The 25,732-nt window shown below is 74.2% G+C and carries 28 protein-coding genes; 18 read left to right on the top strand and 10 right to left on the bottom strand.

Annotation, left to right across the window (positions count from 1 at the left end; genetic code table 11):
* Positions 1-35: 35 nt before the first annotated feature.
* The 7 genes from BCAV_RS14765 (at position 36) to BCAV_RS14740 (ending at position 5,787) form a co-directional block, all read left to right on the top strand.
* A complete protein-coding gene (locus tag BCAV_RS14765) occupies positions 36-458 on the top strand; it encodes a hypothetical protein (protein WP_015883415.1) in 423 nt (140 codons plus the stop codon).
* A 97-nt stretch (positions 459-555) separates the two neighbouring features.
* On the top strand, positions 556-1,713 hold the full coding sequence (dapE, locus tag BCAV_RS14760) for a succinyl-diaminopimelate desuccinylase (protein WP_050761745.1): 1,158 nt from the start codon (positions 556-558) through the stop codon (positions 1,711-1,713).
* Positions 1,710-2,501 carry an LOG family protein gene (locus BCAV_RS14755; protein WP_015883413.1) on the top strand — a complete coding sequence of 264 codons (792 nt, stop codon included), beginning with the start codon at positions 1,710-1,712 and terminating at the stop codon, positions 2,499-2,501. The genes dapE and BCAV_RS14755 overlap by 4 nt, the downstream gene beginning before the upstream one ends.
* Before the next feature lies 1 nt (position 2,502).
* Complete coding sequence (locus BCAV_RS14750; protein ID WP_015883412.1) at positions 2,503-2,757, top strand: hypothetical protein; 255 nt, start codon at positions 2,503-2,505, stop codon at positions 2,755-2,757.
* The gene (locus BCAV_RS14745) at positions 2,754-3,938 is read left to right on the top strand and encodes a hypothetical protein (RefSeq protein WP_015883411.1); all 1,185 of its coding nucleotides are present in this window, start codon (positions 2,754-2,756) and stop codon (positions 3,936-3,938) included. Before BCAV_RS14750 ends, BCAV_RS14745 begins: the two co-directional genes overlap by 4 nt.
* Before the next feature lie 99 nt (positions 3,939-4,037).
* Positions 4,038-4,205, top strand: a complete 168-nt coding sequence (locus BCAV_RS22290; protein WP_015883410.1) for a DUF3117 domain-containing protein — start codon at positions 4,038-4,040, stop codon at positions 4,203-4,205.
* A 7-nt stretch (positions 4,206-4,212) separates the two neighbouring features.
* A complete protein-coding gene (locus BCAV_RS14740) occupies positions 4,213-5,787 on the top strand; it encodes a leucyl aminopeptidase family protein (protein ID WP_015883409.1) in 1,575 nt (524 codons plus the stop codon).
* Positions 5,788-5,839: 52 nt separating this feature from the next.
* On the opposite strand, the gene BCAV_RS14735 is transcribed toward BCAV_RS14740, so the two are convergent.
* Both BCAV_RS14735 and BCAV_RS14730 read right to left on the bottom strand, forming a co-directional pair.
* Positions 5,840-6,823 (bottom strand): phosphotransferase, encoded by a 984-nt coding sequence (locus BCAV_RS14735; protein WP_015883408.1) that lies wholly within the window; start codon positions 6,821-6,823, stop codon positions 5,840-5,842.
* Positions 6,820-7,452: an O-methyltransferase gene (locus BCAV_RS14730; RefSeq protein ID WP_015883407.1), complete on the bottom strand. Its 633-nt coding sequence runs from the start codon at positions 7,450-7,452 to the stop codon at positions 6,820-6,822. The genes BCAV_RS14735 and BCAV_RS14730 overlap by 4 nt, the downstream gene beginning before the upstream one ends.
* A gap of 123 nt (positions 7,453-7,575) precedes the next feature.
* Between BCAV_RS14730 and sigE the strand changes: the two genes are divergently transcribed.
* From sigE to BCAV_RS14710, 4 genes are all read left to right on the top strand, one after another.
* A complete protein-coding gene (gene sigE / locus BCAV_RS14725) occupies positions 7,576-8,163 on the top strand; it encodes an RNA polymerase sigma factor SigE (protein WP_015883406.1) in 588 nt (195 codons plus the stop codon).
* Positions 8,160-9,062, top strand: a complete 903-nt coding sequence (locus tag BCAV_RS21715; protein WP_015883405.1) for a hypothetical protein — start codon at positions 8,160-8,162, stop codon at positions 9,060-9,062. The genes sigE and BCAV_RS21715 overlap by 4 nt, the downstream gene beginning before the upstream one ends.
* Positions 9,063-9,084: 22 nt before the next feature.
* Entirely contained in the window at positions 9,085-10,761 is a 1,677-nt protein-coding gene (locus BCAV_RS14715; RefSeq protein WP_015883404.1) for a S1C family serine protease, read from the top strand.
* Between the two features lie 98 nt (positions 10,762-10,859).
* Positions 10,860-11,243 carry a sec-independent translocase gene (locus BCAV_RS14710; protein WP_015883403.1) on the top strand — a complete coding sequence of 128 codons (384 nt, stop codon included), beginning with the start codon at positions 10,860-10,862 and terminating at the stop codon, positions 11,241-11,243.
* A gap of 13 nt (positions 11,244-11,256) precedes the next feature.
* Here BCAV_RS14710 and BCAV_RS14705 read toward each other — a convergent pair whose 3' ends face one another.
* A complete protein-coding gene (locus BCAV_RS14705) occupies positions 11,257-11,613 on the bottom strand; it encodes a VOC family protein (RefSeq protein WP_015883402.1) in 357 nt (118 codons plus the stop codon).
* Between the two features lie 76 nt (positions 11,614-11,689).
* Positions 11,690-12,859 (bottom strand): Mrp/NBP35 family ATP-binding protein, encoded by a 1,170-nt coding sequence (locus BCAV_RS14700; RefSeq protein ID WP_015883401.1) that lies wholly within the window; start codon positions 12,857-12,859, stop codon positions 11,690-11,692.
* A gap of 71 nt (positions 12,860-12,930) precedes the next feature.
* On the opposite strand from BCAV_RS14700, the gene BCAV_RS14695 reads away from it, so the two are divergent.
* Positions 12,931-13,740 (top strand): maleylpyruvate isomerase N-terminal domain-containing protein, encoded by an 810-nt coding sequence (locus BCAV_RS14695; RefSeq protein ID WP_015883400.1) that lies wholly within the window; start codon positions 12,931-12,933, stop codon positions 13,738-13,740.
* Between the two features lie 3 nt (positions 13,741-13,743).
* On the opposite strand, the gene BCAV_RS14690 is transcribed toward BCAV_RS14695, so the two are convergent.
* Together BCAV_RS14690 and BCAV_RS14685 are read right to left on the bottom strand one after the other, a co-directional pair.
* Complete coding sequence (locus BCAV_RS14690; protein ID WP_015883399.1) at positions 13,744-14,265, bottom strand: DUF1003 domain-containing protein; 522 nt, start codon at positions 14,263-14,265, stop codon at positions 13,744-13,746.
* The gene (locus tag BCAV_RS14685) at positions 14,258-15,550 is read right to left on the bottom strand and encodes a magnesium transporter MgtE N-terminal domain-containing protein (protein WP_015883398.1); all 1,293 of its coding nucleotides are present in this window, start codon (positions 15,548-15,550) and stop codon (positions 14,258-14,260) included. Before BCAV_RS14685 ends, BCAV_RS14690 begins: the two co-directional genes overlap by 8 nt.
* Before the next feature lie 110 nt (positions 15,551-15,660).
* On the opposite strand from BCAV_RS14685, the gene BCAV_RS14680 reads away from it, so the two are divergent.
* Positions 15,661-16,377 carry a general stress protein gene (locus BCAV_RS14680; protein WP_015883397.1) on the top strand — a complete coding sequence of 239 codons (717 nt, stop codon included), beginning with the start codon at positions 15,661-15,663 and terminating at the stop codon, positions 16,375-16,377.
* 1 nt (position 16,378) lies between these two features.
* Here BCAV_RS14680 and BCAV_RS14675 read toward each other — a convergent pair whose 3' ends face one another.
* Positions 16,379-17,863 carry a DUF2079 domain-containing protein gene (locus BCAV_RS14675; RefSeq protein WP_015883396.1) on the bottom strand — a complete coding sequence of 495 codons (1,485 nt, stop codon included), beginning with the start codon at positions 17,861-17,863 and terminating at the stop codon, positions 16,379-16,381.
* 13 nt (positions 17,864-17,876) lie between these two features.
* The gene (locus BCAV_RS14670; RefSeq protein WP_015883395.1) at positions 17,877-19,418 is read right to left on the bottom strand and encodes an aminopeptidase P family protein; all 1,542 of its coding nucleotides are present in this window, start codon (positions 19,416-19,418) and stop codon (positions 17,877-17,879) included.
* A 181-nt stretch (positions 19,419-19,599) separates the two neighbouring features.
* On the opposite strand from BCAV_RS14670, the gene BCAV_RS14665 reads away from it, so the two are divergent.
* The 3 genes from BCAV_RS14665 to BCAV_RS14655 all read left to right on the top strand — a co-directional run bounded on the left by BCAV_RS14665 (position 19,600) and on the right by BCAV_RS14655 (position 21,844).
* Positions 19,600-20,442, top strand: a complete 843-nt coding sequence (locus tag BCAV_RS14665; protein ID WP_015883394.1) for a PHP domain-containing protein — start codon at positions 19,600-19,602, stop codon at positions 20,440-20,442.
* Positions 20,439-21,059 carry a MarC family protein gene (locus BCAV_RS14660; RefSeq protein ID WP_015883393.1) on the top strand — a complete coding sequence of 207 codons (621 nt, stop codon included), beginning with the start codon at positions 20,439-20,441 and terminating at the stop codon, positions 21,057-21,059. The genes BCAV_RS14665 and BCAV_RS14660 overlap by 4 nt, the downstream gene beginning before the upstream one ends.
* A gap of 164 nt (positions 21,060-21,223) precedes the next feature.
* A complete protein-coding gene (locus BCAV_RS14655; RefSeq protein ID WP_015883392.1) occupies positions 21,224-21,844 on the top strand; it encodes an L-threonylcarbamoyladenylate synthase in 621 nt (206 codons plus the stop codon).
* Positions 21,845-21,851: 7 nt separating this feature from the next.
* On the opposite strand, the gene BCAV_RS14650 is transcribed toward BCAV_RS14655, so the two are convergent.
* A complete protein-coding gene (locus BCAV_RS14650) occupies positions 21,852-23,594 on the bottom strand; it encodes a DEAD/DEAH box helicase (RefSeq protein WP_015883391.1) in 1,743 nt (580 codons plus the stop codon).
* Positions 23,595-23,861: 267 nt separating this feature from the next.
* Here BCAV_RS14650 and BCAV_RS14645 point away from each other — a divergent pair, with 267 nt between their 5' ends.
* Positions 23,862-24,560, top strand: a complete 699-nt coding sequence (locus tag BCAV_RS14645) for a ferritin-like fold-containing protein (protein ID WP_015883390.1) — start codon at positions 23,862-23,864, stop codon at positions 24,558-24,560.
* A gap of 33 nt (positions 24,561-24,593) precedes the next feature.
* On the opposite strand, the gene BCAV_RS14640 is transcribed toward BCAV_RS14645, so the two are convergent.
* Positions 24,594-24,833, bottom strand: a complete 240-nt coding sequence (locus BCAV_RS14640) for a DUF3107 domain-containing protein (protein ID WP_015883389.1) — start codon at positions 24,831-24,833, stop codon at positions 24,594-24,596.
* Positions 24,834-24,916: 83 nt separating this feature from the next.
* On the opposite strand from BCAV_RS14640, the gene BCAV_RS21710 reads away from it, so the two are divergent.
* Entirely contained in the window at positions 24,917-25,693 is a 777-nt protein-coding gene (locus BCAV_RS21710) for a DUF3152 domain-containing protein (RefSeq protein WP_015883388.1), read from the top strand.
* Positions 25,694-25,732: the final 39 nt, after the last annotated feature.

The raw sequence follows: 25,732 nt of genomic DNA, 5'->3' as shown, positions 1-25,732 counted from the left end.
GCCGCGATGATGGGCGGCGACCTGAGGAGGTCCCGATGAACCAGTCCGAGACGTCACGCGCTCCCGCCACATCCGCCGGGCCTGCGGGCCTCGCGTCGGCGCAGTCGACCGAGTCGCCCTACACGGCCGCGCCCTACGCTCCGACGACGAATGCTCCGGGCAGGCTCTCGCTCGTGCTCGGCATCGTCGTCGCGTCGATCGGTCTGGCGTCGACCGCCTACTCGTACCTGCTGCCCACGCTCATGTACGACCTCGGGTGGTCGACCCGGCAGATCGTGCTGCCGCTCGACGTGGTCGGCTGGGTGATCGGGGCCCTCGCCCTCGGGGCGGTGGTCGCGGGGACCTCCGGCCTCGGCCGTGCGGGCGCGCCGAAGGCTGCGGCGGGCGCGGGGACGGCGCTCGGGGCGACGGCGCTGGCTGGCTTCGTCCTCAACCTCGTGCTGCGGTTCGTCGCCTGACCGCCCGGCGGTCAGGCCGGCCACCAGGTGTGTCGAGCCCGACGTCGGTCGACGCCGCCGACGGCGCGGTGTGCCCGGCGTCGTTAGGCTCGGGATCGTGACAGCCACACCGCTCGACGACGCACCCGCCCCGAGCCCCGTGCTCCCCGACCTCAGCACCGTCGACGTCGTCGACCTCACACGGATCATCTGCGACATCCCCTCCGTCAGCGGCGACGAGACGGCCCTCGCCGACGCCATCGAGGCGGCGCTGTCCCGGTACGACCACCTCGAGGTGCTCCGGGACGGCGACGCCGTCGTCGCGCGGACGCACCTGGGGCGCGCGGAGCGCGTCGTCATCGCCGGGCACATCGACACGGTCCCGGTGCAGGGCAACCTGCCGGTGCAGGTGCGCCCCGGGGAGGGGAGCGACGCCGGCGACGACGTCCTGTGGGGGCGCGGCACCGTCGACATGCTCGGCGGCGTCGCCGTGCAGCTCCACCTCGCCGCGCGGCTGACCGCGCCGACGCGCGACGTCACGTGGGTCTTCTACGACCACGAGGAGGTCGCCTCCGACCTCAACGGGCTCGGCCGCATCGTGCGCACGCACCCGGACTGGGTGCGCGGCGACGTCGCGATCCTGTGCGAACCGACCCGGGGCGACGTCGAGGGCGGGTGCAACGGCACGCTGCGGCTCGACGTCACCCTGCGGGGCCGCACCGCCCACTCCGCGCGGGCCTGGATGGGGCACAACGCGGTGCACGACGCGTGGCGGGTGCTCGAGCGGCTCGCCGTGCACACGCCGGCCGAGGTGGAGGTCGACGGCCTGCGCTACCGCGAGAGTCTCAACGCCGTCGCGATCCGCGGCGGGATCGCCGGCAACATGATCCCGGACACCTGCGTCGTCGAGATCAACTACCGGTTCGCGCCGTCGCGCAGCGTGGACGACGCCGTCGCGTACGTCCTGGACGTCCTGGCCGGCATCGAGGGGCTCGAGACCGAGCTCACCGATGCCGCGGCGGGAGCCAGGCCGGGCCTCGACCACCCGGCGGCGCAGGAGTTCCTCGCTGCCGTGCGCGAGGTGACGGGGGCGCAGGTCATGCCGAAGTACGGCTGGACCGACGTCGCACGGTTCACCGAGCTCGGCGTGCCGGCCGTCAACTTCGGGCCGGGGGATCCGCTCCTGGCGCACGCCGACGACGAACGGTGCCCGGCCCGCCAGATCAGGTCGGTCGCCGCCGCCCTCGAGGCCTGGCTCGACGGGGAGTCCGCATGAGCACCGACGACACCCGTCGGACCCACGTCAAGGGCCGGATCACTCTGCGCGGCGAGCACGTCCCGATCACGACGACCGACGAGCGGCTCCTCGCCACCGACCACTCGTCGTCGTGGGTGCACCAGGACCCGTGGCGGGTGCTGCGGATCCAGTCGGAGTTCGTCGAGGGATTCGGCGCGCTCGCCGGGCTCGGTCCCGCCGTCAGCGTGTTCGGCTCGGCCCGGATCAAGGCGGGCGAACCGGAGTACGAGCTCGCCGAGCAGGTCGCGCGCGAGCTCGTCCGCGCCGGCTACGCCGTCATCACCGGGGGCGGTCCGGGTCTCATGGAGGCGGCGAACAGGGGAGCGCACGAGGAGGGCGGGACGTCCGTCGGCCTCGGGATCGAGCTGCCCTTCGAGCAGGGCATGAACGAGTGGGTCGACCTCGGGGTCGACTTCCGCTACTTCTTCGCCCGCAAGACGATGTTCGTCAAGTACGCCGAGGGCTTCATCGTGCTGCCCGGCGGGTTCGGCACGTTCGACGAGCTGTTCGAGGCGATGACGCTCGTCCAGACGAAGAAGGTGCGCGGCTTCCCGATCGTGCTCGTCGGGACGGACTACTGGGGTGGCCTCATCGACTGGCTCCGCGGCACCGTGCTCGAGCGCGGGCTCATCTCACCGCCGGACCTCGAGCTGCTCCAGCTCGTCGACGACCCGGCGGATGCGGTGAGGCTCGTCGTCGACGCGGGGAACGACCTGTTCGCGGCCGAGGACTCGGCGGCGCGCGACGCCGCGGAGGGGGCGGACTGAGGTGGACGCGACCCTCGCGTCGATCCTCTCGCCGGTGACGATCGGTCTCCTCGTCCTGGCGGTCGTCGTCCTGTTCCTTGCCGGTCCGATCGCCCGACGTCGCATCCCCGACGGCCTGGATCCGCCGTACCCGCGCGACGACGGCGGCCGCGACGGCGGTTCCGCGGGGGAGGATCCTCCCGCCGGTCCCCGGCCGGGCCGCCCGGGGCGGGACGGTGCCGACTACGCCCCCGCGCCCGACCCGACCCGTCCGTGAGGCGGTGGTCGACGCCGGTCGCCTCGCTCGCGATCTACCTGCTGACGCGGGCGTTTACCACGGCGGTCCTGCTCGTCGCGGCGCGCGAGCAGGGACCGAACCCGTGGGCGGAGCCGCCGCCGTCGTACGCGGAGTTCACCGGGCTGTTCTGGGACGCCGGCTGGTACCACCGGATCGCCGTCGAGGGGTACCCGGACGGGCTGCCCGCCCTGCCGGACGGCACCGTCACGCAGAGCGCCTGGGCGTTCTTCCCGCTCTACCCGTTCCTCGTGCGCGGGCTCATGGGACTCACCGGGGCGTCGTTCGAGGTGGTGGCACCGACGCTCTCGCTCGTGCTCGGCGCGGCGGCGGCCGTCGTCGTCGGCATGCTCCTCCAGGAGCGGACGACGGCGTCCCTGGGGCCGGCGCGAGCGCGGCGGCTCGCTCTGGGGTCGGTGCTTCTCCTCGGCCTGTTCCCGGCCGCGCCGGTGCTGCAGATGGCGTACACGGAGTCGCTCTCGCTGCTGCTCGTGGCGCTCTCGCTGTGGTTCCTCGTGCGTCGCTGGTACGCGGCGGCGGGCATCGCGATCGCCGCCCTGGGGTTCACGCGTGCCGTCGCCCTGCCGATGGCCGTCGTGGTCGCTGTGCACCTGTGGGTGCGGTGGCGGGCGTCGCGTGCCGGGACGGAGGACTTCACCCGGGGTGCGGCCGTCCGCGTCGTCACGCTCGGCCTGGTGGCCGTCGCGGCCGGGTTCGCGTGGCCGGTCGTCGTCGGCGTCGCCACCGGTGTGCCGGACGCGTACCTGCGGACGCAGGAGGCGTGGCGCGGGGGCGACGGCGTCACGCCCGTTCTTGCGTGGGTGGACTTCGCGATCCGCTGGCTCGGCGGGCCGGGGGTGCTCGCCGTCGCCGTCGTGGTGGCCGGGCTCGCCCTGCTGGTGTGGGCGCCGCGCGGGCGGGTCGTCGGGCCGGAGCTCGTGACCTGGAGCGGCGCCTACCTGCTGTACCTGCTGGGCACGATCCAGCCGCAGAGCTCGACGTTCCGCTTCCTGCTGCTCGCGTTCCCGCTCGCCGCCACCACCGTGCTGCTCGTGCGACGGCGATGGTGGCTCCCGGCCGTGGCGGTGGCCTTCGCTCTCGCTCAGGTCGCCTGGGTCTTCGTGCTGTGGCGGCTCGGCGACGCGGCAGGTTGGCCGCCCTGACGCGCCATCGGTAGGTCTCGGCGGACCGGCGTGCCATAGACTAGGACCCGCATCCGGGCCGCGTGCCGGCCCGTCTAGACGACGGAGGGATACGCCGCGATGGCCGCCATGAAGCCGAGGACCGGGGATGGACCGCTCGAGGTCACCAAGGAGGGCCGCGGCATCGTCATGCGTGTGCCGCTCGAGGGCGGTGGCCGCCTCGTCGTCGAGCTGACCCCCGCGGAGGCGGGCGAGCTGAAGGACGCGCTCGGCGCAGTCGCGAGCTGACGACTCGATGGCGACGATCGTCACCCTGCCGGACGTCCTCGTCACGAAGGGCTCTCTCGGCGGCACCCGTGGCGCGCGCGAGATCAGGCCGGATCGTCAGGTGGACGCGCTCGCCGTGCCGATCGCGCCCGCGGGCGGTCACGACGAGCTCCAGCCGCGCGTGGGCACGGCCGACGCCGCTGCCCTGTACGGCATCGACCTGGCGGATCTCGCCGAGACGTCGGGCCTGACGGGGGCTGCGGGCGAGTCGTACGTGCTCGCCCTCCCGCAGCTCCTGCACGGCGACGCCTCGTGGGGCGAGCTGCCGCGGCGGCTCGCGCTCATCGGCGTCGGCGACGGCTCACCGGCCGCACTCCGACGCGCGGGCGCCGCCCTCGCGAAGGTCGCCTCGGGGCTGGACCGCGTCGCGACCACCGTCGGCCTGGACGACCCGGCGCGCGATCCCGCAGCCGTCCGCGCCCTCGCCGAAGGGTTCTGGCTCGGCGCCTACCGCCCGCCGCGCACGGGCCGCACGAGCGGGAAGGCGCGCCCGGTCGGCACCCTGGAGCTCATCACCCCGGCCGCGACGAGCGCGCAGAGCGCCGTCGACGCCGCTCGACCCGCCGCGGAGGCGGCGACCTGGGCACGGCTGCTGGCGGCGACGCCGTCGAACGTCAAGAACCCGGAGTGGGTCGCCGAGCAGGCGCGTGCTGCCGTCGCGGGCGAACCGACGCTCTCCGTGGAGGTCCGCGAGACGGAGTGGCTCGCCGAGCACGGCTTCCGCGCGCTGCTGGCCGTCGGTGCGGCGTCAGCATCGCCGCCACGGCTCGTGACCGTCACGTACACGCCACAGGCGACGACGTCGGCCAGTCGGTCGGTCGTGCTCGCCGGCAAGGGCATCACGTACGACACGGGCGGGCTCGCGATCAAGCCGCGCGAGGCCATGGTGCCGATGAAGACGGACATGACCGGGGCAGGTGTGGCCCTGGCTGTCGTGGTCGGCGCCGCCCGAGCCGGGCTGCGGCACCGGGTGACGGCCGTGCTGCCCCTCGCCGAGAACGCCGTCGGCGACTCCTCCTACCGGCCGGGAGACGTCGTCACGACGTACGACGGCACGACCGTCGAGATCCTCAACACCGACGCCGAGGGGCGCATGGTGCTGGCCGACGCGATGGGGTGGGCGGTGGCGGAGCTCGACCCGGACGTCCTCGTCGACGTCGCCACGCTCACCGGGGCCGCGACCCTCGGGCTCGGCAATCGGCACGGCGCGCTGTACGCGAACGACGACAGGCTCGCGGAAGGGCTGCTGGCGGCCGGCGAGGCGAGCGGGGAGCCGCTGTGGCGGATGCCGCTCGTCGACGACTACCGGCACGCCCTCGACTCGGAGGTGGCCGACGTCGCGCACGTCGCGACGGATCCGCACGTCGGCGGCGGGTCGATCACGGCCGCGCTGTTCCTGGAGCGGTTCGCGGGCACCGGGCGCTGGGCGCACCTCGACATCGCCGGGCCGGCGCGGTCGGCGAAGGCGTCGCACGAGATCCCGGAAGGGCCGACCGGCTTCGGCGCGCGGGTGCTGCTGCGCTGGCTCGAGCAGCTCCGCTGAGTCCGGCGGCGGCGGGGGCGCGTCGTGCGTTCGAGCACGCACCTCCTGCTGCTCAGGGCAGCGGGAACCGCCCCGGCTCCAGCGTGAGCAGGTCGAGCAGGAGGCCGCGCCGCCGCTCGTCGGCCCACTCGTCGGCGTCCGTGCCCTCGGTGAGGACCCACGTGCCCCACTCGAGCCGCATGTAGGTCTGCGCCGTCTCCCACAGGGCGCGCTCCGCCGTCGTCAGCGGGGGAGCGGCGGCGAGATACGCCGCGGCGAACGACGCCCACTCGGCGTCGTCGAACAGGCGCCCCGGGTTCGCCGGCGCCTCATGGCCGAAGAGCAGGACGGCGAGCGCGAGGTCGAGCAGACGCGGCGCGACCTCGCCGTTCTCGAAGTCCACGAACACCGGCCCGTCCGCGCCGTAGCGGAGGTTCGTGGCGCGGTAGTCCAGCGTGACGGGGAAAGACGGCAGGCCGGCGCCGGCGATCGCGGGCAGCGTCGTGGCGTGGAACGCCGTGAGCTCGGCGCGCCACCGTGCGGCGACGTCGGGCCCGATGCCCTGGTCCGCGCAGGTCGCGGCGATCCCGGCGACGTCCTCCGCGACGGACTCGGCGTCGTGCTCCGGCCACGAGAACGACGGGAGGTGCGCGACGTCGTCGTCGTCGGTGACGCTCAGCGACACCGCGTGCTGCAGCCCGAGCAGGCGCCCGGCGGCGGCGATGTCGGCGGGCGTGGCGTCCCAGTCCCGGCCCTCGACGAACGGGTAGACGACCCAGTGCTCGTCACCGACGGCGAGGGGCACGTCGAACGCCTCGACCGGGACGACGGCGGGAGCGCCGCGGGCGGCGAGCGCCCGTTGCCAGGCGGCGATCGCTCGTTGGCCGGCGCCGTCCGCGAGCCCCTTCTTGACGACGACGTGCAGCTCGCCGTCGTCGCCGGCGAGCAGCGCGCGGTGGACCGGCGCGTACGCGTAGATGGACGTGCGGTCGAGGTCGACGTCGGGGCCGAGCCGCGCCGCCAGTGCCTCCAGGTCGGTGGCGTCGGCCGCCGTCATCGCCTCGTCGCCACGAGCAGTCCGTCGCCGGCGGGCAGCAGCGCCGACTGCAGGCGTTCGTCCGCGCGCAGCGACTTCCCGAGCTCGCGCATCGCGACGGTGTCCTCGTCGCGCCGCGCGGGGTCCGCGACGCGGTCGTACCAGAGCGCGTCGGTGACGACGAGGGCGCCGCGGGGCCGGAGCAGGCGGACGGCCTGCTCCGCACAGTCGGCGGCCTCCGCCGGGTCGCCGTCGACGAGCACGAGGTCGTAGGCGCCGTCCGCGAGCCGGGGGAGGACGTCGAGCGCTCGACCGCCGATCGCGCGGGTCCGTGTGGGCGCGATCGCGGCGGCGGCGAACGCCTCGCGGGCCGCGCGCTGGTGCTCGACCTCGACGTCGACGGTGGTCAGCACGCCGTCGGGCGTCATGCCCTCGAGCAGCCAGAGCCCGCTGACGCCGGTCCCGGTCCCCACCTCGGCGACGACCCGCGCACCCAGCGCGGCGGCCAGCATCCGCAGCACGGCGCCGGTTCCGGGCGACACGGGACGGACGCCGTACTCCTCCGCGCGGGCGCGCGCACCGGCGATCGCCTCGGACTCCTCGGCGTAGCTCTCCGCGTAGGTCCAGCTCTGCGCCTTGTCGCCTGACATGGTGTCTCCTCGCGTCGGTGCCCCTCATCGTAGGGAACTCGCGGGCGACACCGGGCGTTGAACCGCCCGGAGCGTAGAATCGACGTCCCGCCACAGCCGTCCCCGAGTCCTTGGAGCCGCCAGGTGCCCTCCACCACCCCCGCAGGTGTCGACGACGGCGAGGCCTGGCAGCCGCCGTCGTGGGAGGAGATCGTGCGCCAGCACTCGGCGCGCGTGTATCGGCTCGCGTACCGGCTCACCGGGAACCAGGCCGACGCGGAGGACCTCACCCAGGAGGTCTTCATCCGCGTGTTCCGCTCCCTCTCCTCGTACACGCCGGGCACGTTCGAGGGCTGGCTCCACCGCATCACGACGAACCTGTTCCTCGACCAGGTCCGCCGGAAGAAGCGCATCAGGATGGACGCGCTGGGGGAGCGCGCCGAGCGGCTCCCCGCGTCCGACGCGTCCTCCCCGGAGCGCGGGTACGAGCACGGCAACCTCGACCTCGACGTGCAGGCGGCGCTCGCGCAGCTCAGCCCGGAGTACCGGGCAGCCGTGGTGCTGTGCGACATCGAGGGACTGTCCTACGAGGAGATCGGGGCGACGCTCGGGATCAAGATGGGTACCGTCCGGTCCCGGATCCACCGAGCGCGCGCACAGTTGCGCGAGGCGCTCGCGCACCGTGCCCCCACGCCGTCGGCCGCCCGTCTGACCGGCGAGGTCGTGACGTGATCTATCTCGCTCCGCACCTGGGGGCGCGCGTCAGCGCTCTCGTCGACCACCAGCTCTCGCCCGAGGCGAGCGAACGTGCCCTCGCTCACGCCGCACGCTGCTCGGCGTGCGCGGCGCTGCTCGCCGCCGAGCGGGCGTCCCGGCGGATGACGTCCACGATGCCCGACGTCCCGCCGCCGGCCGACCTGCAGGCGCGCCTGCTCGCGCTCCAGGTCCCCGGGTCGTCCGGCGGCCCCGGTGCCGGCGTGTTCGGCGGGCCGACCCTCGGCGTCCCCCTGACCGACCTGGAGCCGCGCACCCCGCCTGGTGCCCGGCTGCGCACCAGGCTGGCGGTCGGCACGCTGGCGGGCGCCGGCGTGGTGGCCGGCGGGCTGTTCGCCGTCGGCATCGCCCAGGAGAGCCCGGCCGATCCCGTGGCGCCGGCCGTCGTCGACATGCCGGTCGAGCTGGCGACGCCGTCCGCCGGAAACCTGCGCGTGAGCGAGCACCTCCTCGACTGGGTCGCCGAGAACGGGTGGGTGTCGCCGTCCTCGTTGCCGGACGGCCTCGCCGTCACCGACGTCGGCGTGCTCGACGCCGACGCGCAGACCGGAGCCCCCGCGGTGCTACAGCTCCAGCTCGCCGGCCCGGATCACGCGGTGCTCGTGCTCGAGCAGCGCGGCCGCCTCGACCCCGCGTCCCTCGCCGGCTCGCCGAGCGTCGTGATCGAGGGGCGGGACGCGTACCAGGTGGACGGGTGGTGGATGACCCAGTGCGGCGACACGATCGTCGCCGTCGCGACCGACGGACCGGACTCCGTGGCGCACGAGCTCATCGCCGACCTCCCCCCGGGCGAGTTCGACACGAGCGTGGCGGCTCGGATCGCGCGCGGCTGGCAGGTCCTGCTGGGCACAGAGTGACGGTGTGCGGAATCCTGGGCGGATGACGAGTCCCGACGACGCCGCCCCGCGCCCCGACCGTGCTGCCTCCGAACCGTGGCAGCCGGGCGACCCGACCGAGGAGTGGCGCGCCGCCGAGCCGGCCGAGCCGCCGCCTTCCGAGGGCGAGACGTCCGAGGGCGAGGCTTCCGAGGGGGAGGCTTCCGAGGCGCCCGCGGCCCCCGAGCCGGCCGGACCGTCGGTCGAGGACGAACGCCCGGAGACGCCTGCCGCGCCGGTCGAGCCGCCTGCCGCGCCGGTCGAGCCACCCGCCGCGCCGGTCGAGCCGCCCGTCGGACCGGCCGCCCGGGCGACCGCGACGACACCGATGCCACGTTTCGACGCGCCGGCGTCGGCTGCACCGGCGGCGCACCCAGCCGTCATTACGGAGCCGGCGAGTGCCGGCTGGGCCGCCGCCCAGGCGCCGCCGCCGCCCGGCCCGTCCGGCCCGTCCGGCCCGTCCGGCCCGTCCGGCCCGTCCGGCCCGGGTGGCCCGTCCGGCCCGTCCGGCCCGGGTGGCCCGGTGCACCAGGACCGGCTCGGACCTCCGCAGCCGGGCGCCGTCGGCCCGCAGCAGCCCCCTGCTCGCGATCGACGTGGGGTCCCGGTGGCGATGGTCTGGCTCATCGCCGCCCTCGCGCTGGTGCTGGGGCTCCTCGGCGGCATCGTCGGGGCGAACCTTCTCGACGATCCCTCGCCCGACGGCGGGTCATCACTGCCCACGAGCGATCCGGGGAGCACCGCCCGGCCACCGGAGAGCGTTGCCGGGATCGCCGCGGCCACGTTGCCGAGCACCGTGTCGATCGAGGTGCGCGCAGGAAACACGGGCTCGAGCGGGAGCGGCATCGTGCTTCGCGAGGACGGCTACATCCTGACGAACGCGCACGTCGTGGCACTCGCGGAATCCGGCGACGCCGACCTGACGGTCGTCTTCAGCGACGGGTCGCAGGAGACGGCGGAGATCGTCGGGAGCACCACCGACTACGACCTCGCCGTGCTCCACATCGACCGTGACGGCCTCGAGCCGCTCGTGCTCGGGGACTCGGACCAGATCGTGGTCGGCGACCCGGTGGTCGCCGTCGGCGCACCGCTCGGCCTGGTGGGCACCGTGACCTCAGGCATCGTCAGCGCGCTGAATCGTCCGGTCACGGCGGGGGATGCGACCCAGGCCTCGTACATCAACGCGATCCAGACGGACGCCGCGATCAACCCCGGGAACTCGGGCGGTCCGCTGCTCAATGCCGCGGGTGAGGTGGTCGGGATCAATTCCGCGATCGCGCAGACTCCTGGGGCCGGGCAGACCGGCAGCATCGGCCTCGGCTTCGCGATCCCGAGCAACCAGGCGCGTCGAACGGCCGACGAGCTGATCGAGAACGGCTTCGCGACGTATCCCGTGATCGGCGTCCTGCTCGACCAGCGCTACACCGGCGAGGGTGTCCAGGTGTTGGAGGAGGCCGACGGCGACACCGAGCCGGTCGTCCCCGGAGGCCCGGCGGACGAGGCAGGCATCGAGGCCGGGGACGTCATCGTGGCGATCGACGGGCAGCCGGTCACGGTGCCGGACGAGCTGGTGGTGGCGATCCGCGCCCGCGCACCCGGCGACGTCGTCGTCCTCACGCTGCGGGAGAACGGGGAGGACCGCGACGTCGAGGTGACGCTCGGCGAGGAGCGCAGCAACTAGCCGTTCGCGCCGCGATCCCGTGGTGCTCGGCGGGGGCTGCGAGCGGGATCTTGGGGGAAGTAGCAACCAGGACCAGATTCAGCATCTAGGATCAACGCGTGTTCGGTTCCATCACGACGGGTGAGATCCTGCTCCTCCTCGTCGTCGCGGCGATCGTGATCGGGCCCGAGCGCCTACCCACGTACGCGGAGCAGCTGGGCCGTCTCGTGCGCGAGGTCAAGCGCATGGCGACGGGCGCGACCGAGCGCGTCCGGGAGGAGCTGGGCGAGGAGTACAAGGACTTCGACCTGTCCGACCTCGACCCCCGCAAGTACGACCCGCGGCGCATCATCCGCGACGCGCTGGGCGACGAGGTCTTCTCCCTCAGCCCGACCCCGAAGCCGAAACCCAAGCCGAAGGCGGCCGGGGCGTCGAACGGGACGGCGACCGCCACCCGGACACGGCCTCACCGCACACCGCCGTACGACGACGAGGCGACCTGACGCCGTCGTCGCGTCAGGGGATCACGCAGAGCAGCGTGCCGTCCGGTGCCTCGAGCACGACGTGGTCGGCGCCCTCGGCGTAGGTCCACTCGACGCGGCGCGCCCCGAGGGCGATCAGCCGCGCGACCTCGGTCTCGAGGTCGGAGTCTGCGTCGACCCACAGGTCCAGGTGCGTGGCGTCCCCGCCGTCCAGGTGCACGTGCGGCGCGCCGTGCTCCGCGCGCGAGCCCGACGGTGGGTGCCACTCGGGCGGGTGCAGGAAGTCGGCGTTCGACGTCGCAGCGTCGTAGCCGAGGGCGCCTCGCCAGAACTCGCTCGCGCCGCCCGGGTCCGGCGTGTGGAGCACGACGGCTCCGATGAACACACCCATGCTGCCTCCCCGGTCGAACCGTCGGTGCTCACCCTAGGTTCGAGGCCGAGGGTCGGCTCGGCGAAGGCGGCCGCCCTCAGCCGACGGGCGTGAGGCCCAGCCGCATGCCGGCCAGCCCGCGCTCGCGCACGCCCAGGCGGCGGGCGACGCCACGCAGCACCTCGGCGGCCTCGCTGCGAGTTCCCGAGTCGTCCGCGAGGACGAACGGGACGCCGTCGTCGCCCCCGGTGCGCAGGGTGACGTCGAGCGGCACCTGACCGAGCAGCGGGACGGTGACACCGAGCACCTCGGACAGCCGCGACGCGACCCGCTCACCGCCGCCCGCGCCGAAGAGCTCGAGCCGCGACCCGTCCGGCTGCGTGAGCCACGACATGTTCTCGACGACGCCGGCGAGCCTCTGGTTCGTCTGCTTCGCCATCGCGCCGGCGCGCTCGGCCACCTCGGCGGCGGCGAGCTGCGGCGTCGTCACGAGCAGCAGCTCCGCGTTCGGCAGGAGCTGGGCGACGGAGATCGCGATGTCGCCGGTCCCGGGTGGCAGGTCGAGGAGGAGAACGTCGAGGTCGCCCCAGAACACGTCGGCGAGGAACTGCTGCAGCGCGCGGTGCAGCATCGGGCCGCGCCAGACCACCGGCCGCCCGGGCGGTGCGAACATCCCGATCGAGATGACCTTCACGCCGTGGGCGACCGGCGGCAGGATCATGTCGTCGACCTTGGTCGGCGGCAGCGTCACGCCCAGCATGCGCGGGATCGAGAAGCCGTAGATGTCGGCGTCGAGCACGCCCACCTTGAGCCCGTCCGCCACCATGGCGGCGGCCAGGTTGGCCGTCACCGAGGACTTCCCGACGCCGCCCTTGCCGGAGGCGACGGCGTACACGCGGGTCAGCGACCCGGGCTGCGCGAACGGGATCACGGGTTCGGCATCGGTGCCGCGGAGCTTGACCCGGAGCGCCTTGCGCTCGTCGTCGGTCATCACGGTCATCACGACGCTCACCGCGTCGGGGCCACCGACGCCGTCGAGCTCGCCGACGCGTTCCCTGACGTCACGAGTGATCGTGTCCCGCAGCGGGCAGCCGGCGGTGGTGAGGGCGACGCCGACGGTGACGTGCGTCGCGCCGTCGCGCTCGTCGAGCTGAACGTCGCGGACCATGTCCAGATCGGTGATCGGACGCCGGATCTCCGGGTCGATGACGCGATCGAGAGCCGCGCGGACGTCCTGTTCGCTGACCGGCTCGATCGTCGTGGGCATGCGTCCATCGTAGGTCGGCCCGGGCGGGCTCACGCTGCCGGGTGTCGGAGGCCACATCTACGCTGCGTCACATGGACCTCCTGGACGTGATCGCCCGCGAGTCGGACCGCTTCCGCGCGGCGGTCAGCAGCGGGAGCGGCGGGGCACGCGTGCCGGCGTGCCCGGACTGGACCGCCGCCGATCTGACGTACCACCTCGCGGAGGTGCAGCACTTCTGGGCGCAGGTCGCCGGTGGGGCCACGGGCGCGGATGCCGAGGAGCTCGCCCGGCCGGAGGAGGCGGAGCTCCTCGCGGCGTTCGACGCCGCCAGCGGGCGGCTGCGCGCCGAGCTGGCGCGGCGGGACCCGGAGGAGCCGGCCTGGTCGTGGAGCGAGACCGGCGGCACGATCGCGTGGGTGCTGCGTCGCCAGGCCCACGAGGCGCTGGTCCACCGGGTCGACGCCGAGCAGACGGCCGGGCTCGCGGTCTCCGAGCCCGAGCCGGCACTGGCTGCCGACGGCGTCGACGAGCTCTTCACCGTGAGCGTCGACAACGCCCCGGGTTGGGGCACCGTGACCTTGGACGGTCGTCGCGCCCGGGTGTCGGCGACCGACGCCGTCACCCACGCCACCGCCGGGGGCGGCACCGCGCCGTCGGTCTGGACGCTCGCGTTCGGCCGGTTCACCGGCACCGGGCCGGAGAGCGGCACACAGTTCGACTGGGACGCCGCCCGGCTGGAGCCCACCGACGACGCCGGCGCTGTCGACGTCGAGATCAGCGGTCGGGCGTGGGACCTCGACCTGTGGCTGTGGGGCCGCGGAGACGCCGGCCCGCTGCACGTCACGGGCGACGCCGCCCTCGTCCCGAGGCTCCGCGGCGTCGTCGCCGAGGCGACGCAGTAGGCCTCAGCCGGGCTCCGCGCGAGCGGCCGCAGGCTCCCGGGCTCCGTCGGAGCGCTCGTCGAGCAGCTCCTCGAGGAGGTTGCGCATCTCGGACCGCACGAAGTCGCGCGTCGCGACGTCCGCGAGAGCCATGCGGAGCGAGGCCATCTCGCGCGCGAGGAACTCCGTGTCCGCGAGGTTGCGCTCCGTCCGCTGGCGGTCCTGCTCGGCGCTGACCCGGTCGCGGTCCGTCTGACGGTTCTGCGCGAGCAGGATGAGCGGCGCGGAGTACGACGCCTGCAGCGACAGCATGAGCGTGAGGGCGGTGAAGCCGTTGGCGGCGGAGTCGAACCGGTACTCCTGCGGCCCCCACGAGTTCCACGCCAGCCACATGATGCAGAAGATCGTCATGTAGACGAGGAACCGGGGGGTGCCGAGGAACCGGGCGATGCCCTCGGACGCGCGCCCGACGGCGTCCTCGTCGCTGCGCGGTCGGCGCAGGAACGATCGGCCCTTCTCCAGCGGGGTGTCGAGGCGGTCAGCCATGCGTCACGCTCCCTCGAGGGCTCATCGCGGTGTCGGTCACGTCGTCGTCGGCATCCCGCCAGTCGTCGGGCAGCAGGTGGTCGAGCACGTCGTCCACGCTGACCGCGCCCACGAGGCGCCCGTCGCCGTCCACCACCGGGAGCGCCGTCAGGTTGTACGTCGCGAGGAGCCGCGTGACCTTGCCGATGGGGTCCGAGACGGCGAGCGACTCGATGTCCGAGTCGATGATCGTGCCGATCGCGTCGTGCGGCGGTTCCCGCAGCATGTGCTGCAGGTGGACGACGCCGAGGAACCGGCCCGTCGGCGTGTCGAGCGGCGGCCGGACCACGAACACCATCGCGGCCAGGGCCGGGGTGACGTCACGCCGGCGCGCATGGGCGAGAGCGGCCGCGATCGTGGCCTCGGGCCCGAGGATCAGCGGCTCCGTCGTCATGAGGCCGCCGGCGGTGTGCTCGTCGTACGCGAGGAGGCGGCGGACGTCGTCGGCCTCCTCCGGCTCCATCCGCTCGAGCAGCTCGGCCGCCGTGGTGGCCGGCAGCTCGCCGACGAGGTCGGCGGCGTCGTCCGGCTGCATGACGTCGAGCACCCGCGCGGCGCGGTCCGGGTGGAGGCCCACCACGATCTCGACACGGTCCTCCTCGCCGAGCTCCTCGAGGACGTCCGCGAGCCGGTCGTCGTCGAGCTCGGAGGCGACCTCGAGGCGCCGTGTGTCCGGCAGGTCGTGCAGCACGTCGGCCAGGTCGGCGGGCTTGAGGTCCTCGAGCGTGGCGAGCAGGGCGGCAGCGCCCTGCTGCTGCCGGCCCGTCAGACCGCTCACGGCCCCGGAGTCGACGACCAGCCCTTCACCTCGACGCAACCGCAGGCCGGAACCGGGGCGGCGTCTCCGGACGAACAGCTTCGTGACGAGCCAGTCGCGGTTGCGCTGCTGCTCGATCGCGGCGTCCTCGATGGTGGCCTCGCCGCCGCCCTCGCTCTCGGCTAGCGTGACCCGGCGGTCGAACAGCTGGGCGACGACGAGCGTCTCGGCGGTGCGCTGCTCGAACCGGCGGATGTTCACGAGCCCGGTCGTGATGACCGCGCCCACCTCCATGCTGGTGACGCGGCTGAGCGGGAGGAACACACGCCGTCGTCCCGGCACCTCCACGACCAGCCCGACGGCGCGCGGCGCACCCTTCGCGCGGATGAGGACGACGACGTCGTGCACCCGCCCGACGGCGTCGCCGAGCGGGTCGAAGACCGTGGCGCCCGCCAGCCGGGCGACGAACACGCGGGTGGGGCTGCTCACGCGGGTCAGCCTAGGCGCAGGCCCCGCCCGCGGCCCGCGGCGGCGTGTTCCCAGGCGGCTCTCAGCGAACGTGGCTGCAACTTCCAGGCGAACAGGGGAGAATCGATCGCATGACGTCGTACGGCACACGCAGAGCGCCACAGGTACCGACCCTCCCGACGGGTGAGGAGGTCGCGTCCTACGCCACCTATCTCGAGGCCCAGCAAGCGGTCGACTTCCTGTCCGACCGCGAGTTCGCCGTCCAGAACGTGACGATCGTCGGGTCGGACCTGCGGATGGTCGAGCGCATCACCGGCCGTCTCACGTACCCGCGCGTGGCTGGCGCGGGTGCGCTGTCGGGCGCCTGGTTCGGGATCTTCGTGGGGCTCCTGCTCGGCCTCGTCATGGGGCAGAACCTCCTGCTGGTCCTGCTCCCCGCCATGGCCATCGGTGCTGCCTTCGGGATGCTGTTCGGCGTGGTGTCGTACTCGTTCACCGGCGGGAAGCGCGACTTCACGTCCAGCTCGCAGGTGGTCGCGAACCGGTACTCGCTGCTGTGCCTGCCGGAGCGTGCCGGCGAGGCACGCGCTCTGCTCGCCGAGGCGCCGGTCCGCTCGCAGCGCGGCGGCCCGACGGTCGTCTCGCGGCCGCCGGAGGCCCCCACGCCGCCGAGCTACGGCGAGAACCCGGTACCCGGCGCCCCGCCGAGCACGCCGGCACCGCCCACGCAGGCACCGGCCGCGCCCCCGGCGCCGGCGCCCGAGCAGCAGCAGCCGGACCAGCCCGGTCAGCAGCCCCGGTACGGCGCCAACCCGCCGAGGTACGGGGCGAACCCGCCGGAGAGCTGACCTACTCCGCGCGCCGCGCGAGGAGGAAGCCGCCGTCGTCGGCGATCTCGATCCACGCGATCCCGGGGTGCTGCCCCTGCGCGTACACGACGATGTCGGTCGGTGGCGGGTGCAGGACGCCGGACCGGGTGTCGATCGGGAGGAGGTCCGGCGTCGGGTTCTCGTTGCCCACCCAGTACACGGTGGTGCGTGGCGCGAGGTACGCCATGAGGGTGATATCGGTCTCGACGAGGGCGCCGTCGGGGATCTGCGCCTCGATGCGCCGCGCCGCGGCGGCGCGCTCGCTGGGCGCGTACGTCGCCGCATCCGTGAGCGTCCACAGCGGGAAGAACGGGAGCAGGGCGAGGGCGACGACCGCCACCACCCCGCTCACCACCGGCACGACGTGCTCGCGCCACGCCGGACGCACCTGTTCCCGGATCGCGGGCAGCGCGTCGACGAGCGCGCAGAAGACGATGGGCACGAGGATCGCGCTGTAGTGCCAGCGCACGCCCCAGTGGTACGGCACGTCGGACGTCAGCCGCCAGGCGAGCGTGGGGACGGCGACGAGGGCGATCGGGGAGCGGAGCGCGACGAAGCCCGTCACCGCGAACGGCGCCAGCACCATGAGGAGCTTCTCGGGCGCCCCGGTCCCGAGGCTCGCGAGGGCGGCGCCGGGGTCGGCGAGGAACGCCGCGGCGATCGAGTCCTGCGCGTACGGCCACACGCCGCTCGGGTTGAGCGCCGGGAGCACGAGCAGCGTCGTCACGAAGAACGCTGCGAGGCCACCCGCGAGAGTGGCCCACCCGAGCCGGCGCTCCGAGCGCGTCGAGGCACGCAGGGCGACGACGAACCCGATCGCGGCCAGCGTGAGCCCGAGGTCCTCCTTGACGAGGACGATCGGGACGGCCCACGCGACGGCCAGGCGCAGCCTCCCCTCCGTGAGGGCTGCGAGCGACAGGGCGAGCAGGGGGAGGGCGAGAGCGATCTCGTGGAACTGGGAGTAGGCCGCTGAGGCGAGCGCCCAGCACAGCCCGGCGGCGATGCCGATCCCGACGCCGGGCCACGTGCCGAGCCGCCGCACGGCCAGGCGCGTGATGATGCCGGCGGTGAGCCCGAACAGGACGGCCTGCGCGAGCAGCAGCGTGAGCCCGGAGGGAAACACGGCGTAGAACGGGGCGAGCACCACGAGCAGGGGGTGGAAGTGGTCCCCGAGGATCATGAAGCCGTCGCCCTTGATGGGGACGATCGGGACGCGCAGCTCCGCGTACGCCTGCACCGTCTGGGTGAAGATCCCCAGGTCCCAGGACGGCACGTCGTAGTTCGCCCACTGACGGGCGGCGTACAGCCAGTACACCGCGGTGACGCCGAGGCCGACGGCGCTCGGTGCGACCCACGTCGCCCGGCCGGTGTGCGCGGGTGCCTGGGCGACGACGGCGTCCGTCGCGTCCGGCTCGCCCGCCGCGTCGTCGGCCGTCGTCGTCGCCCCCCGCCCGCCGCTGGTCATGACGCTCGCAGGGTCACGGACGCAGGGAGGCCATCCAGGCCTCGACGTCGTCCGGCGTGCGCGGCAGGGCGGCGCTGAGGTTCTCGTACCCGGAGTCGGTCACCAGGACGTCGTCCTCGATCCGCACGCCGATGCCGCGGTAGGACGCCGGTACGGCGAGGTCGTCGGCCTTGAAGTACAGACCCGGTTCGATGGTGAACACCATGCCGGGGCGCAGCTCGGCGTCGAGGTACATCTCGCGGCGGGCCTGCGCGCAGTCGTGCACGTCGATGCCGAGGTGGTGGCTCGTGCCGTGCGGCATCCAGCGGCGGTGCTGCTGGCCGTCGGGGTCGAGGGACTCCGCGGCGCTCACCGGGAGGAGCCCCCACTCCTCGAGCCGCGCCGCGAGCACCTCCATCGCCGCGGCGTGCACGTCACGGAAGATCGCGCCGGGCTTCACGACCGCGAACGCGGCGTCCGCGGCGTCGAGGACGGCCGCGTAGACGCGTCGCTGTACCTCGCTGAACTCGCCCGACACCGGCAGGGTGCGCGTGACGTCGGCGGTGTAGAGGGAGTCGACCTCCACGCCGGCGTCCAGCAGCAGGAGCTCGCCCGAGCGGACGGCGCCGTCGTTGCGGATCCAGTGCAGCGTGGTCGCGTGGTCACCGGCAGCCGCGATCGTGTCGTAGCCGACGGCGTTGCCCTCCTCGCGTGCCCGGGCGGCGAACGCCCCCTCGATCACGCGCTCGCCGCGGCGGTGCGCCTCCGCCCGCCCCAGGGAGCGGACGACCTCCGCGAACCCGTCGGCCGTGGCGGCGACGGCGAGCCGCATCTGCTCGATCTCGTAGGCGTCCTTCACGAGGCGCAGCTCCGACGCGGCCTCGGCGAGGGCGTCGTCCTCCTGGGTGGCCGACTCCGAGCTCTCGGCGGATCCGGACGCGGTCGCGTCGCTCGCCCGCAGGTCGTCGACCAGTCGCGTGACGGCGTCGTCGGCCTCGCGGACCACCCTCAGCTGCACGGTGCCGGCGTCCTTCGCGAGGGCGTCGGGAAGCGCGTCGATGTGCGCGCACCGCAGCCCGGTCAGCGCCTCCGCCTCCTCGAGGGTCCACCGCGCCCCGACCCAGAACTCTCCGTACCGGGCGTCACCGTAGAACTCCTCGGTGTCGCGGCCGGCGAGCGGGCGGAAGTACAGCACGGCCTCGTGCCCGCCGTCGGCACTGGGCTCGAGCACGAGGACGGCGTCCGGCTCGTGCTCGCCGCCCAGGCCCGTGAGGTGGGCGAACGCCGAGTGGGCGCGGAAGCGGTAGTCCGTGTCGTTCGAGCGGACCTTGAGCGGCCCGGCCGGCAGCACGAGGCGGTCGCCGGGGAACCGGTCCGACAGCCGGCCGCGCCGGTCGGCCGCGAACGGCGCCGCCGGATCCTGCTCGGGCGGCACGACCCGGCGCTGCGCCCACGCGGACGACATGAACGCCCGGAACGCCGCGGATGCCGGGCGCTGCGACCGGTTCGACCCCCGGTCGGTGAGGGGCTGGCCCTCCGGGCCGTCGGGGCTGGCTGCATCGCTCTGCTCGGTCACGCGCCCATCGTCTCATCCGGCGAGCGCGGGCGTTCGCCGGTCGCGCGTCCGTCTCTGGCGCGATCCCCCTGCGCTCGTTCCTCGCTGTCGGAGGCTCGCTCGTTCCCCTCGGTCGCGATCCTCCTGCGCTCGTTCCTCGCTGTCGGAGGCTCGCTCGGCGACGGGCCCTACCCTGTGACCTGTGCTCATCGACCTGCACACGCACTCGCGCGCCTCGGACGGCACCGACGCCCCCGCGGACCTCATGCGCGCCGCTGCCGACGCGGGCCTCGACGTCGTCGCCCTGACCGACCACGACACGGCCCGCGGCTGGGGCGAGGCCGCCGACGCCGTCCCGGAGACCGGCGTCGTCCTCGTGCGCGGCACGGAGATCTCGTGCTCGGCCGCGGGCATCAGCGTGCACCTGCTCAGCTACCTGCACGACCCGGACGAACCCGAGCTGCTCGCCGCCCTCGAGGCGGCGCGGGCCTCCCGCGACGCCCGCGCGCGCCGCATGGTCGAGCTCGTCGCGCAGCGCTACCCGCTCACGTGGGACGACGTCGCCGCACACGTGGGGCCGGACGCCACCGTCGGGCGGCCGCACCTGGCCGACGCCCTGGTCGCCGCCGGGTACGTGGCCGACCGCGAGGAGGCGTTCGCCGACGTGCTGTCCTCCGCGAGCCCGTACTACGTGCGCTACTCGGCGCCCGACGCCGTCGCGATGGTCGCCGTCGTCCGCCGCGCGGGAGGGGTCCCCGTCTTCGCGCACCCGCGGGCCGACGCTCGAGGCCGCATCGTCGACGCGTCGGTCGTGCGGGACATGGCGCACGCCGGGCTCGCCGGGCTCGAGGTCGACCACCGCGACCACACCGACGCCGCCCGCGAGACCCTGCGCGCTCTGGCCGCCGAGCTCGGGCTGCTCGTCACGGGGTCGAGCGACTACCACGGTGCCGGCAAGCCGAACCGCCTCGGCGAACACACGACGTCGCGCGCGGTGCTCGCCGCGATCGAGGAGCAGGGGCGCCTCGCGCTGGTGCGGCCGTGAGCTCGATCATCGACGTCACGCTGTTCTCGACGACGTTCCTCACGTTGTTCGTCATCATGGACCCGCCCGGGACCGTGCCCGTGTTCCTCGCGCTGACGTCGACGATGACGGCGAAGCAGCGGGCGCGCGCGGCGCTGCAGGCGGTCTACGTGGCGTTCGGCGTCATCATGGCGTTCACGCTGTTCGGGCAGGCGATCCTGCGGTTCCTGCACATCTCGGTCCCGGCGCTGCAGGCGTCGGGCGGGTTGCTCCTGCTCCTCGTGGCGCTCGAGCTGCTCACCGGGAAGGCGGAGGAGCCGCAGCCGTCCGGGCGCGGCGTCAACGTCGCGCTCGTGCCGCTCGGGACGCCGCTGCTCGCTGGACCTGGGGCGATCGTCGCGTCGATGCTCGCCGTGCAGCAGGGTGACGGCGACGTGGCGTCCTGGGTGGCGATCATCGCGGCCATCGTGCTCGTCCACGTCAGCCTGTGGATCGCGATGCGGTTCGCCGGCGTCATCCACCGCGTGCTCGGTGAGGGTGGCACCACGCTCGTCACCCGGATCGCCGGTCTGCTGCTGGCCGCGATCGCCGTGCAGCTCATCGCCGACGCCGTCCGGGCATTCGTGCTCGAGGGCTGACGCGCCGCCGGCACGCGCCCGCGCGGTCCGCACCTCCCGGCGTCGCGCGACCGGCCGCGTCACGCCGAGCTCGTACCCGCGCGGCGAGCTCGTACGCCCCGGCGTCCGATCTCGCCGGGAAGGTACGAGCTCGGGACCGGGCGGCGCCCCCTAGTCTGACCCTCATGGCCCGGTACTTCGACGTGCACCCGAAGGATCCTCAGCCGCGCGCTGTCGCACAGATCGTCGCGATGCTCCGCGCCGACGCGCTGATCGCGTACCCGACCGACTCCTGCTACGCCCTCGGGGCGCGCGTCGACAACCACGACGCCACCGAGCGGATCCGCAGGATCCGGCAGCTGGACTCCCGGCATGAGTTCACGCTCGTGTGCGCGGACTTCGCGCAGCTGGGCCGCCTCGTGCACCTGGACAACGCCGCGTTCCGCGCCATCCGCGCCGCCACCCCGGGGCCGTACACGTTCGTCCTGCCGGCCACGCCCGAGGTGCCCCGCCGGGTCGCGCAGGAGAAGAAGCGCACGGTCGGGGTGCGCATCCCCGACCACCCCGTGGTGCGGGCCATCCTGCGCGAGCTCGACCAGCCGCTGCTGTCGAGCACGCTGCTGCTCCCCGACGCCGAGGAGCCCATGACGGAGGGTTGGCAGATCAAGGAGCAGCTGGACACGGTCGTCGACGCGGTCGTGGACGCCGGCGACTGCGGCGTGGTGCCCACGACCGTCGTCGACTACTCGAGCGGTGCGCCGGAGATCATGCGCGTCGGCGCGGGGGACCCGAGCCGCTTCGCCTGACGCCGGTTCAGGGCGTCGGGGACCCGCCGTCGGCCGGTGCTGCCGGGGCCGTGCCGTCGCCGGCACCACCGCGACGACGACGGCGACGACGCCGCGGCTGCTCGCCGTCGGGCCGCGGCTGCTCGCCGGCGGGACGTTCGTCGGAGCGACGCGCCTGACCGTCGGCGGGCGCCTCGGACGCGGTGCGACGCGGGCGCCGTCGTCGACCACCCTCGCCGCGCGGACCGTCGCCCCCGGCGGGCCGGTCGTGCCGGTCGCCGTCGCGGCCGCGCCGCTCGCCGTCCCGGCCGCGCCGCTCGCCGTCCCGGCCACCGCGCGCCGTCGGCGTCCCGTGGTGCTTCCCGGTCTCGCCGATGTCCTCGAGCTCCTCGGCCTCGAGGCCGGCGCGGGTGCGGGCGCCGCGCGGGAGCCGGCCCTTCGTGCCCTCGGGGATGCCGAGGTCGGAGTAGAAGTGCGGCGACGTCGAGTACGTCTCCGGCGGGTTCGGCGTGCCGAGCTCGAGCGCGCGGTCGATGAGCGCCCAGCGCGGGATGTCGTCCCAGTCCACGAACGTCACGGCCGTGCCCGTGTTGCCGGCGCGGCCCGTACGGCCGATCCGGTGCAGGAACGTCTTCTCGTCCTCGGGGCACTGGTAGTTGACGACGTGCGTGACGTCGTCGATGTCGATACCGCGGGCCGCGACGTCCGTCGCGACGAGGACGTCGACCTTGCCGTGGCGGAAGGCGCGCAGCGCCTGCTCACGGGCACCCTGGCCGAGGTCGCCGTGGATCGCGGCAGCGGCGAACCCACGGTCGACGAGCTCGTCGGCGACCTTCGCCGCCGTCCGCTTCGTGCGCGTGAACACGATCGTGAGCCCGCGCCCGTCGGCCTGCAGCAGGCGGGCGAGCATCTCGACCTTGTCGAGGGCGTGCGCCCGGTACACGACCTTGCGGATCGCCTTGAGGGTCGCGCCGTCGTCGTTCGGGTCGTGCGCGCGGATGTGCGTGGGGTGCGACATGAAGCGCCGTGCGAGGGCGACGACGGCGCCGGGCATCGTCGCGGAGAAGAGCATCGTGTGCCGCTGGGGCGGCGTCGCGGCGAGGAGGGTCTCGACGTCGGGCAGGAACCCGAGGTCGAGCATCTCGTCGGCCTCGTCGAGCACGACGGTGCGGACGTGGCTGAGGTCCAGCACGCGCTGCCGCATCAGGTCGATCATGCGGCCGGGCGTGCCGACCACGACCTCCGTGCCGCGTCCGAGCGCCGCGACCTGCGGCTCGTAGGCACGGCCGCCGTACAGCTGGACGACGCGCGCCTTGCGGTGCCGCGCCGCCGTCTCGAGGTCGCCGGCCACCTGGACAGCGAGCTCGCGCGTGGGGACGACGACGAGCGCCTGCGGAGCGCCGGGCGCCTCGACGGCGTCCCAGCCGTCCTCGCCCGGCCCCACCACGCGCTCGAGCAGCGGGATGCCGAAGCCGAGCGTCTTGCCCGTGCCGGTCTTGGCCTGGCCGATGATGTCGTGCGCCTGGAGCGCGACCGGGAGGGTCAGCGACTGGATCGGGAACGGGTGGACGATCCCGACGTCGCGCAGCGCCGTCACGATCGCGTCGGACACGCCGAAGTCGGCGAACGTGCGCTCGTCGGTGGCGTGCGGGGCGGCGTCGACCTCCGCCGCCTCGATCGTCTCCTCGACGACGGCGTCCAGGGACGCGGCGTCGACGTCGCCGGCGTCGTCGGTGGGGGAGGGCACGGGTGCCGTGGTGGTGTCGGTCATGCGGATGGTCCGCCTCATCGTTCGTGGCGCGGCCAGCAGCATCGACACCCGGTCACGCTCTCGCGGGGAGGCGGTGCGGGCCTGCGTCGACTACGGCGGCCTGGCGCCGTTCGTGGTAGCCGATCGCGAAGTGCGTGCCGGCGTCTGGCGCTGGCGATGAGGTCCTGACGAGGCGACCGGGCAACCCTTGTCACGCGCAATCCTACCGGCACGCGCCGTTCGCGCCGTGTGCGACGCGTCACGTGGCCCCGAACTACCCTGGGACGCATGACCGATGCCGCGGCGATCGCCGACGAGTCCTCCAGTGCCGTGCCGTCGCTGGACGACGCCGAGTACCGCGCCGCCGTCCTCGACGTGCTCGGACTGCTCGCCTCCGGGGAGCTGGCGTCGTTCGCGCGCCTCGCGGAGGACGCCCCGCACGCACCGGACCTGGTGGACCGCCTCACGATCTCGCGCATGGCGGCCGGGGAGCTCGCGCACATCGACGCGCTCGAGTCCTACGTGTCCTCGCTCGGGGGCGACCTGCCGGCGCTCATGGAGCGCTACCGGGACGTGCTGAGCGACTTCGACGCGCGGACGGTCCCCCGGGACTGGTGGGAGCGCCTGATCAAGACGTACATCGGGTACAGCCTCGTGCTCGACTTCCAGCGCGAGGTCGCCGGCCACCTCGACCCGGCCACGCGGGCCGTCGTCGACGAGGTGCTCGCCGACAGCGGGCACGGCGACTACGTGGTCGGGGCGCTGGGGCCGGTCATCGCCGCCGAACCGCAGATCGGCGCACGCCTCGCGCTGTGGGGGCGGCGCATCGTGGGCGAGGGTCTGGGCGTCGCCTCCCAGGTCCTGGCGCAGCACCCGGACCTCGTGAAGCTCGCCGGCCAGGCGCTCGCGGGCGGCCCCGGGGCGATGCTCAACCGGCTCTCCGGCGAGCACGCCCGGCGGATGGGGAGGCTCGGGCTGACCGCCTGACCGCCCGGGCCTCCGGCCGTCCCCAGATGGTCCTCAGATGGTGCCGAACCCGACGCGACGCGGCTCGTCGGACCCGATCTCGACGTAGCCGAGCGCGTCGAGGGGGACGATGATCCGGCGTCCGCGGTTGTCCTCGAGGTCGAGCACGCCGCCGCCCGCACCCTTCGCCTTCTCGAGCGCGGCGGTCACCGTCGCGACCACCTCGTCGGCCGCTCCGGCCGTCTCGAAGGTGAGCTCCCGCGCCACGTTCCGGACGCCGATCGTGATCTCCACGCTGTCTCCTCCAGGTCACGCACCGGGCTCCCGGTACCTCTGCCTCCCATCGTAGGGTCCCGCGCGGGTGGCACGATGGCGGCATGCGACTGCGCGGGTGGCACGGCGCCGTCGTGCTCGCCGTGGCGGTGGCGACGGCGATCGCCCTCATCGCCGTCGGCCGGCACCCCGGTGATCCGCTGCCGCGGGAGGCGGCGCCCGTCGCCACGCCGAGCGCGAGTCCCGCCCCCACCGTCCGCGTGGAGCCGGAGCCCGAGCCCAGCCCCACGCCGTCGCCGGATCCCGCCGCGGCGGCCGACGCCCGGGCCGGGGTGCTCGGCACGGACGTCGCGGCCGCCGGCGACGGCACGTTCGTCGTCGCCGACGGCGAGCAGCCGGCGCCCGGCGCCGGGCGGGCCGTCCTCGTGCGGGTCGAGGTCGAGTCGGGGCTGCCCGTGGACGTCGACGCGTTCGCGTCCTTCGTCATGGCGACGCTCAACGACGAGCGCGGCTGGCCCGCCGTCGACGACGTCTCGTTCGCCCGCACGACAGGTGAGGCCGAGATCCGCGTGGTGCTCGCGACGGGGGCGACCGTCGACGCGCTGTGCGCCCCGTTGCCGACGGTCGGCGTGTACTCCTGCGGGCGCAACGGGCACGCCGCTCTGAACGCGGAACGGTTCGTGCTCGGCACGTCGCCGTTCGTCGATGCGGGTGGCACGGTGGAGGGCTACCGCGAGTACCTCGTCAACCACGAGGTGGGTCACCTGCTCGGCCACCAGCACGAGGCGTGCCCGGCGCCGGGGGCCGTGGCACCGGTGATGGTGCAGCAGTCCATCGACGTCGGCGGTTGCGTTCCGAACGGCTGGCCGGCAGCCGGGTGAGTCGGCCGGCTCCGGCTCGGCGACGCGCGCTGCCGGGAG

Origin of the sequence: Beutenbergia cavernae DSM 12333 (assembly GCF_000023105.1) — a bacterium.
GTDB classification, from domain to species: Bacteria; Actinomycetota; Actinomycetes; order Actinomycetales; family Beutenbergiaceae; genus Beutenbergia; species Beutenbergia cavernae.
This window is presented reverse-complemented; position numbering and strand designations above follow the sequence as displayed.

Coding starts and splice junctions, on each gene's coding strand:
- BCAV_RS14765 (WP_015883415.1), top strand. CDS start 36: ATGAACCAGTCCGAGACGTCACGCGCTCCCGCCACATCCGCCGGGCCT.
- BCAV_RS14755 (WP_015883413.1), top strand. CDS start 1,710: ATGAGCACCGACGACACCCGTCGGACCCACGTCAAGGGCCGGATCACT.
- BCAV_RS22290 (WP_015883410.1), top strand. CDS start 4,038: ATGGCCGCCATGAAGCCGAGGACCGGGGATGGACCGCTCGAGGTCACC.
- BCAV_RS14740 (WP_015883409.1), top strand. CDS start 4,213: ATGGCGACGATCGTCACCCTGCCGGACGTCCTCGTCACGAAGGGCTCT.
- BCAV_RS14735 (WP_015883408.1), bottom strand. CDS start 6,823: ATGACGGCGGCCGACGCCACCGACCTGGAGGCACTGGCGGCGCGGCTC.
- BCAV_RS14730 (WP_015883407.1), bottom strand. CDS start 7,452: ATGTCAGGCGACAAGGCGCAGAGCTGGACCTACGCGGAGAGCTACGCC.
- BCAV_RS14715 (WP_015883404.1), top strand. CDS start 9,085: ATGACGAGTCCCGACGACGCCGCCCCGCGCCCCGACCGTGCTGCCTCC.
- BCAV_RS14705 (WP_015883402.1), bottom strand. CDS start 11,613: ATGGGTGTGTTCATCGGAGCCGTCGTGCTCCACACGCCGGACCCGGGC.
- BCAV_RS14700 (WP_015883401.1), bottom strand. CDS start 12,859: ATGCCCACGACGATCGAGCCGGTCAGCGAACAGGACGTCCGCGCGGCT.
- BCAV_RS14695 (WP_015883400.1), top strand. CDS start 12,931: ATGGACCTCCTGGACGTGATCGCCCGCGAGTCGGACCGCTTCCGCGCG.
- BCAV_RS14690 (WP_015883399.1), bottom strand. CDS start 14,265: ATGGCTGACCGCCTCGACACCCCGCTGGAGAAGGGCCGATCGTTCCTG.
- BCAV_RS14680 (WP_015883397.1), top strand. CDS start 15,661: ATGACGTCGTACGGCACACGCAGAGCGCCACAGGTACCGACCCTCCCG.
- BCAV_RS14675 (WP_015883396.1), bottom strand. CDS start 17,863: ATGACCAGCGGCGGGCGGGGGGCGACGACGACGGCCGACGACGCGGCG.
- BCAV_RS14655 (WP_015883392.1), top strand. CDS start 21,224: ATGGCCCGGTACTTCGACGTGCACCCGAAGGATCCTCAGCCGCGCGCT.
- BCAV_RS14650 (WP_015883391.1), bottom strand. CDS start 23,594: ATGACCGACACCACCACGGCACCCGTGCCCTCCCCCACCGACGACGCC.
- BCAV_RS14645 (WP_015883390.1), top strand. CDS start 23,862: ATGACCGATGCCGCGGCGATCGCCGACGAGTCCTCCAGTGCCGTGCCG.
- BCAV_RS21710 (WP_015883388.1), top strand. CDS start 24,917: ATGCGACTGCGCGGGTGGCACGGCGCCGTCGTGCTCGCCGTGGCGGTG.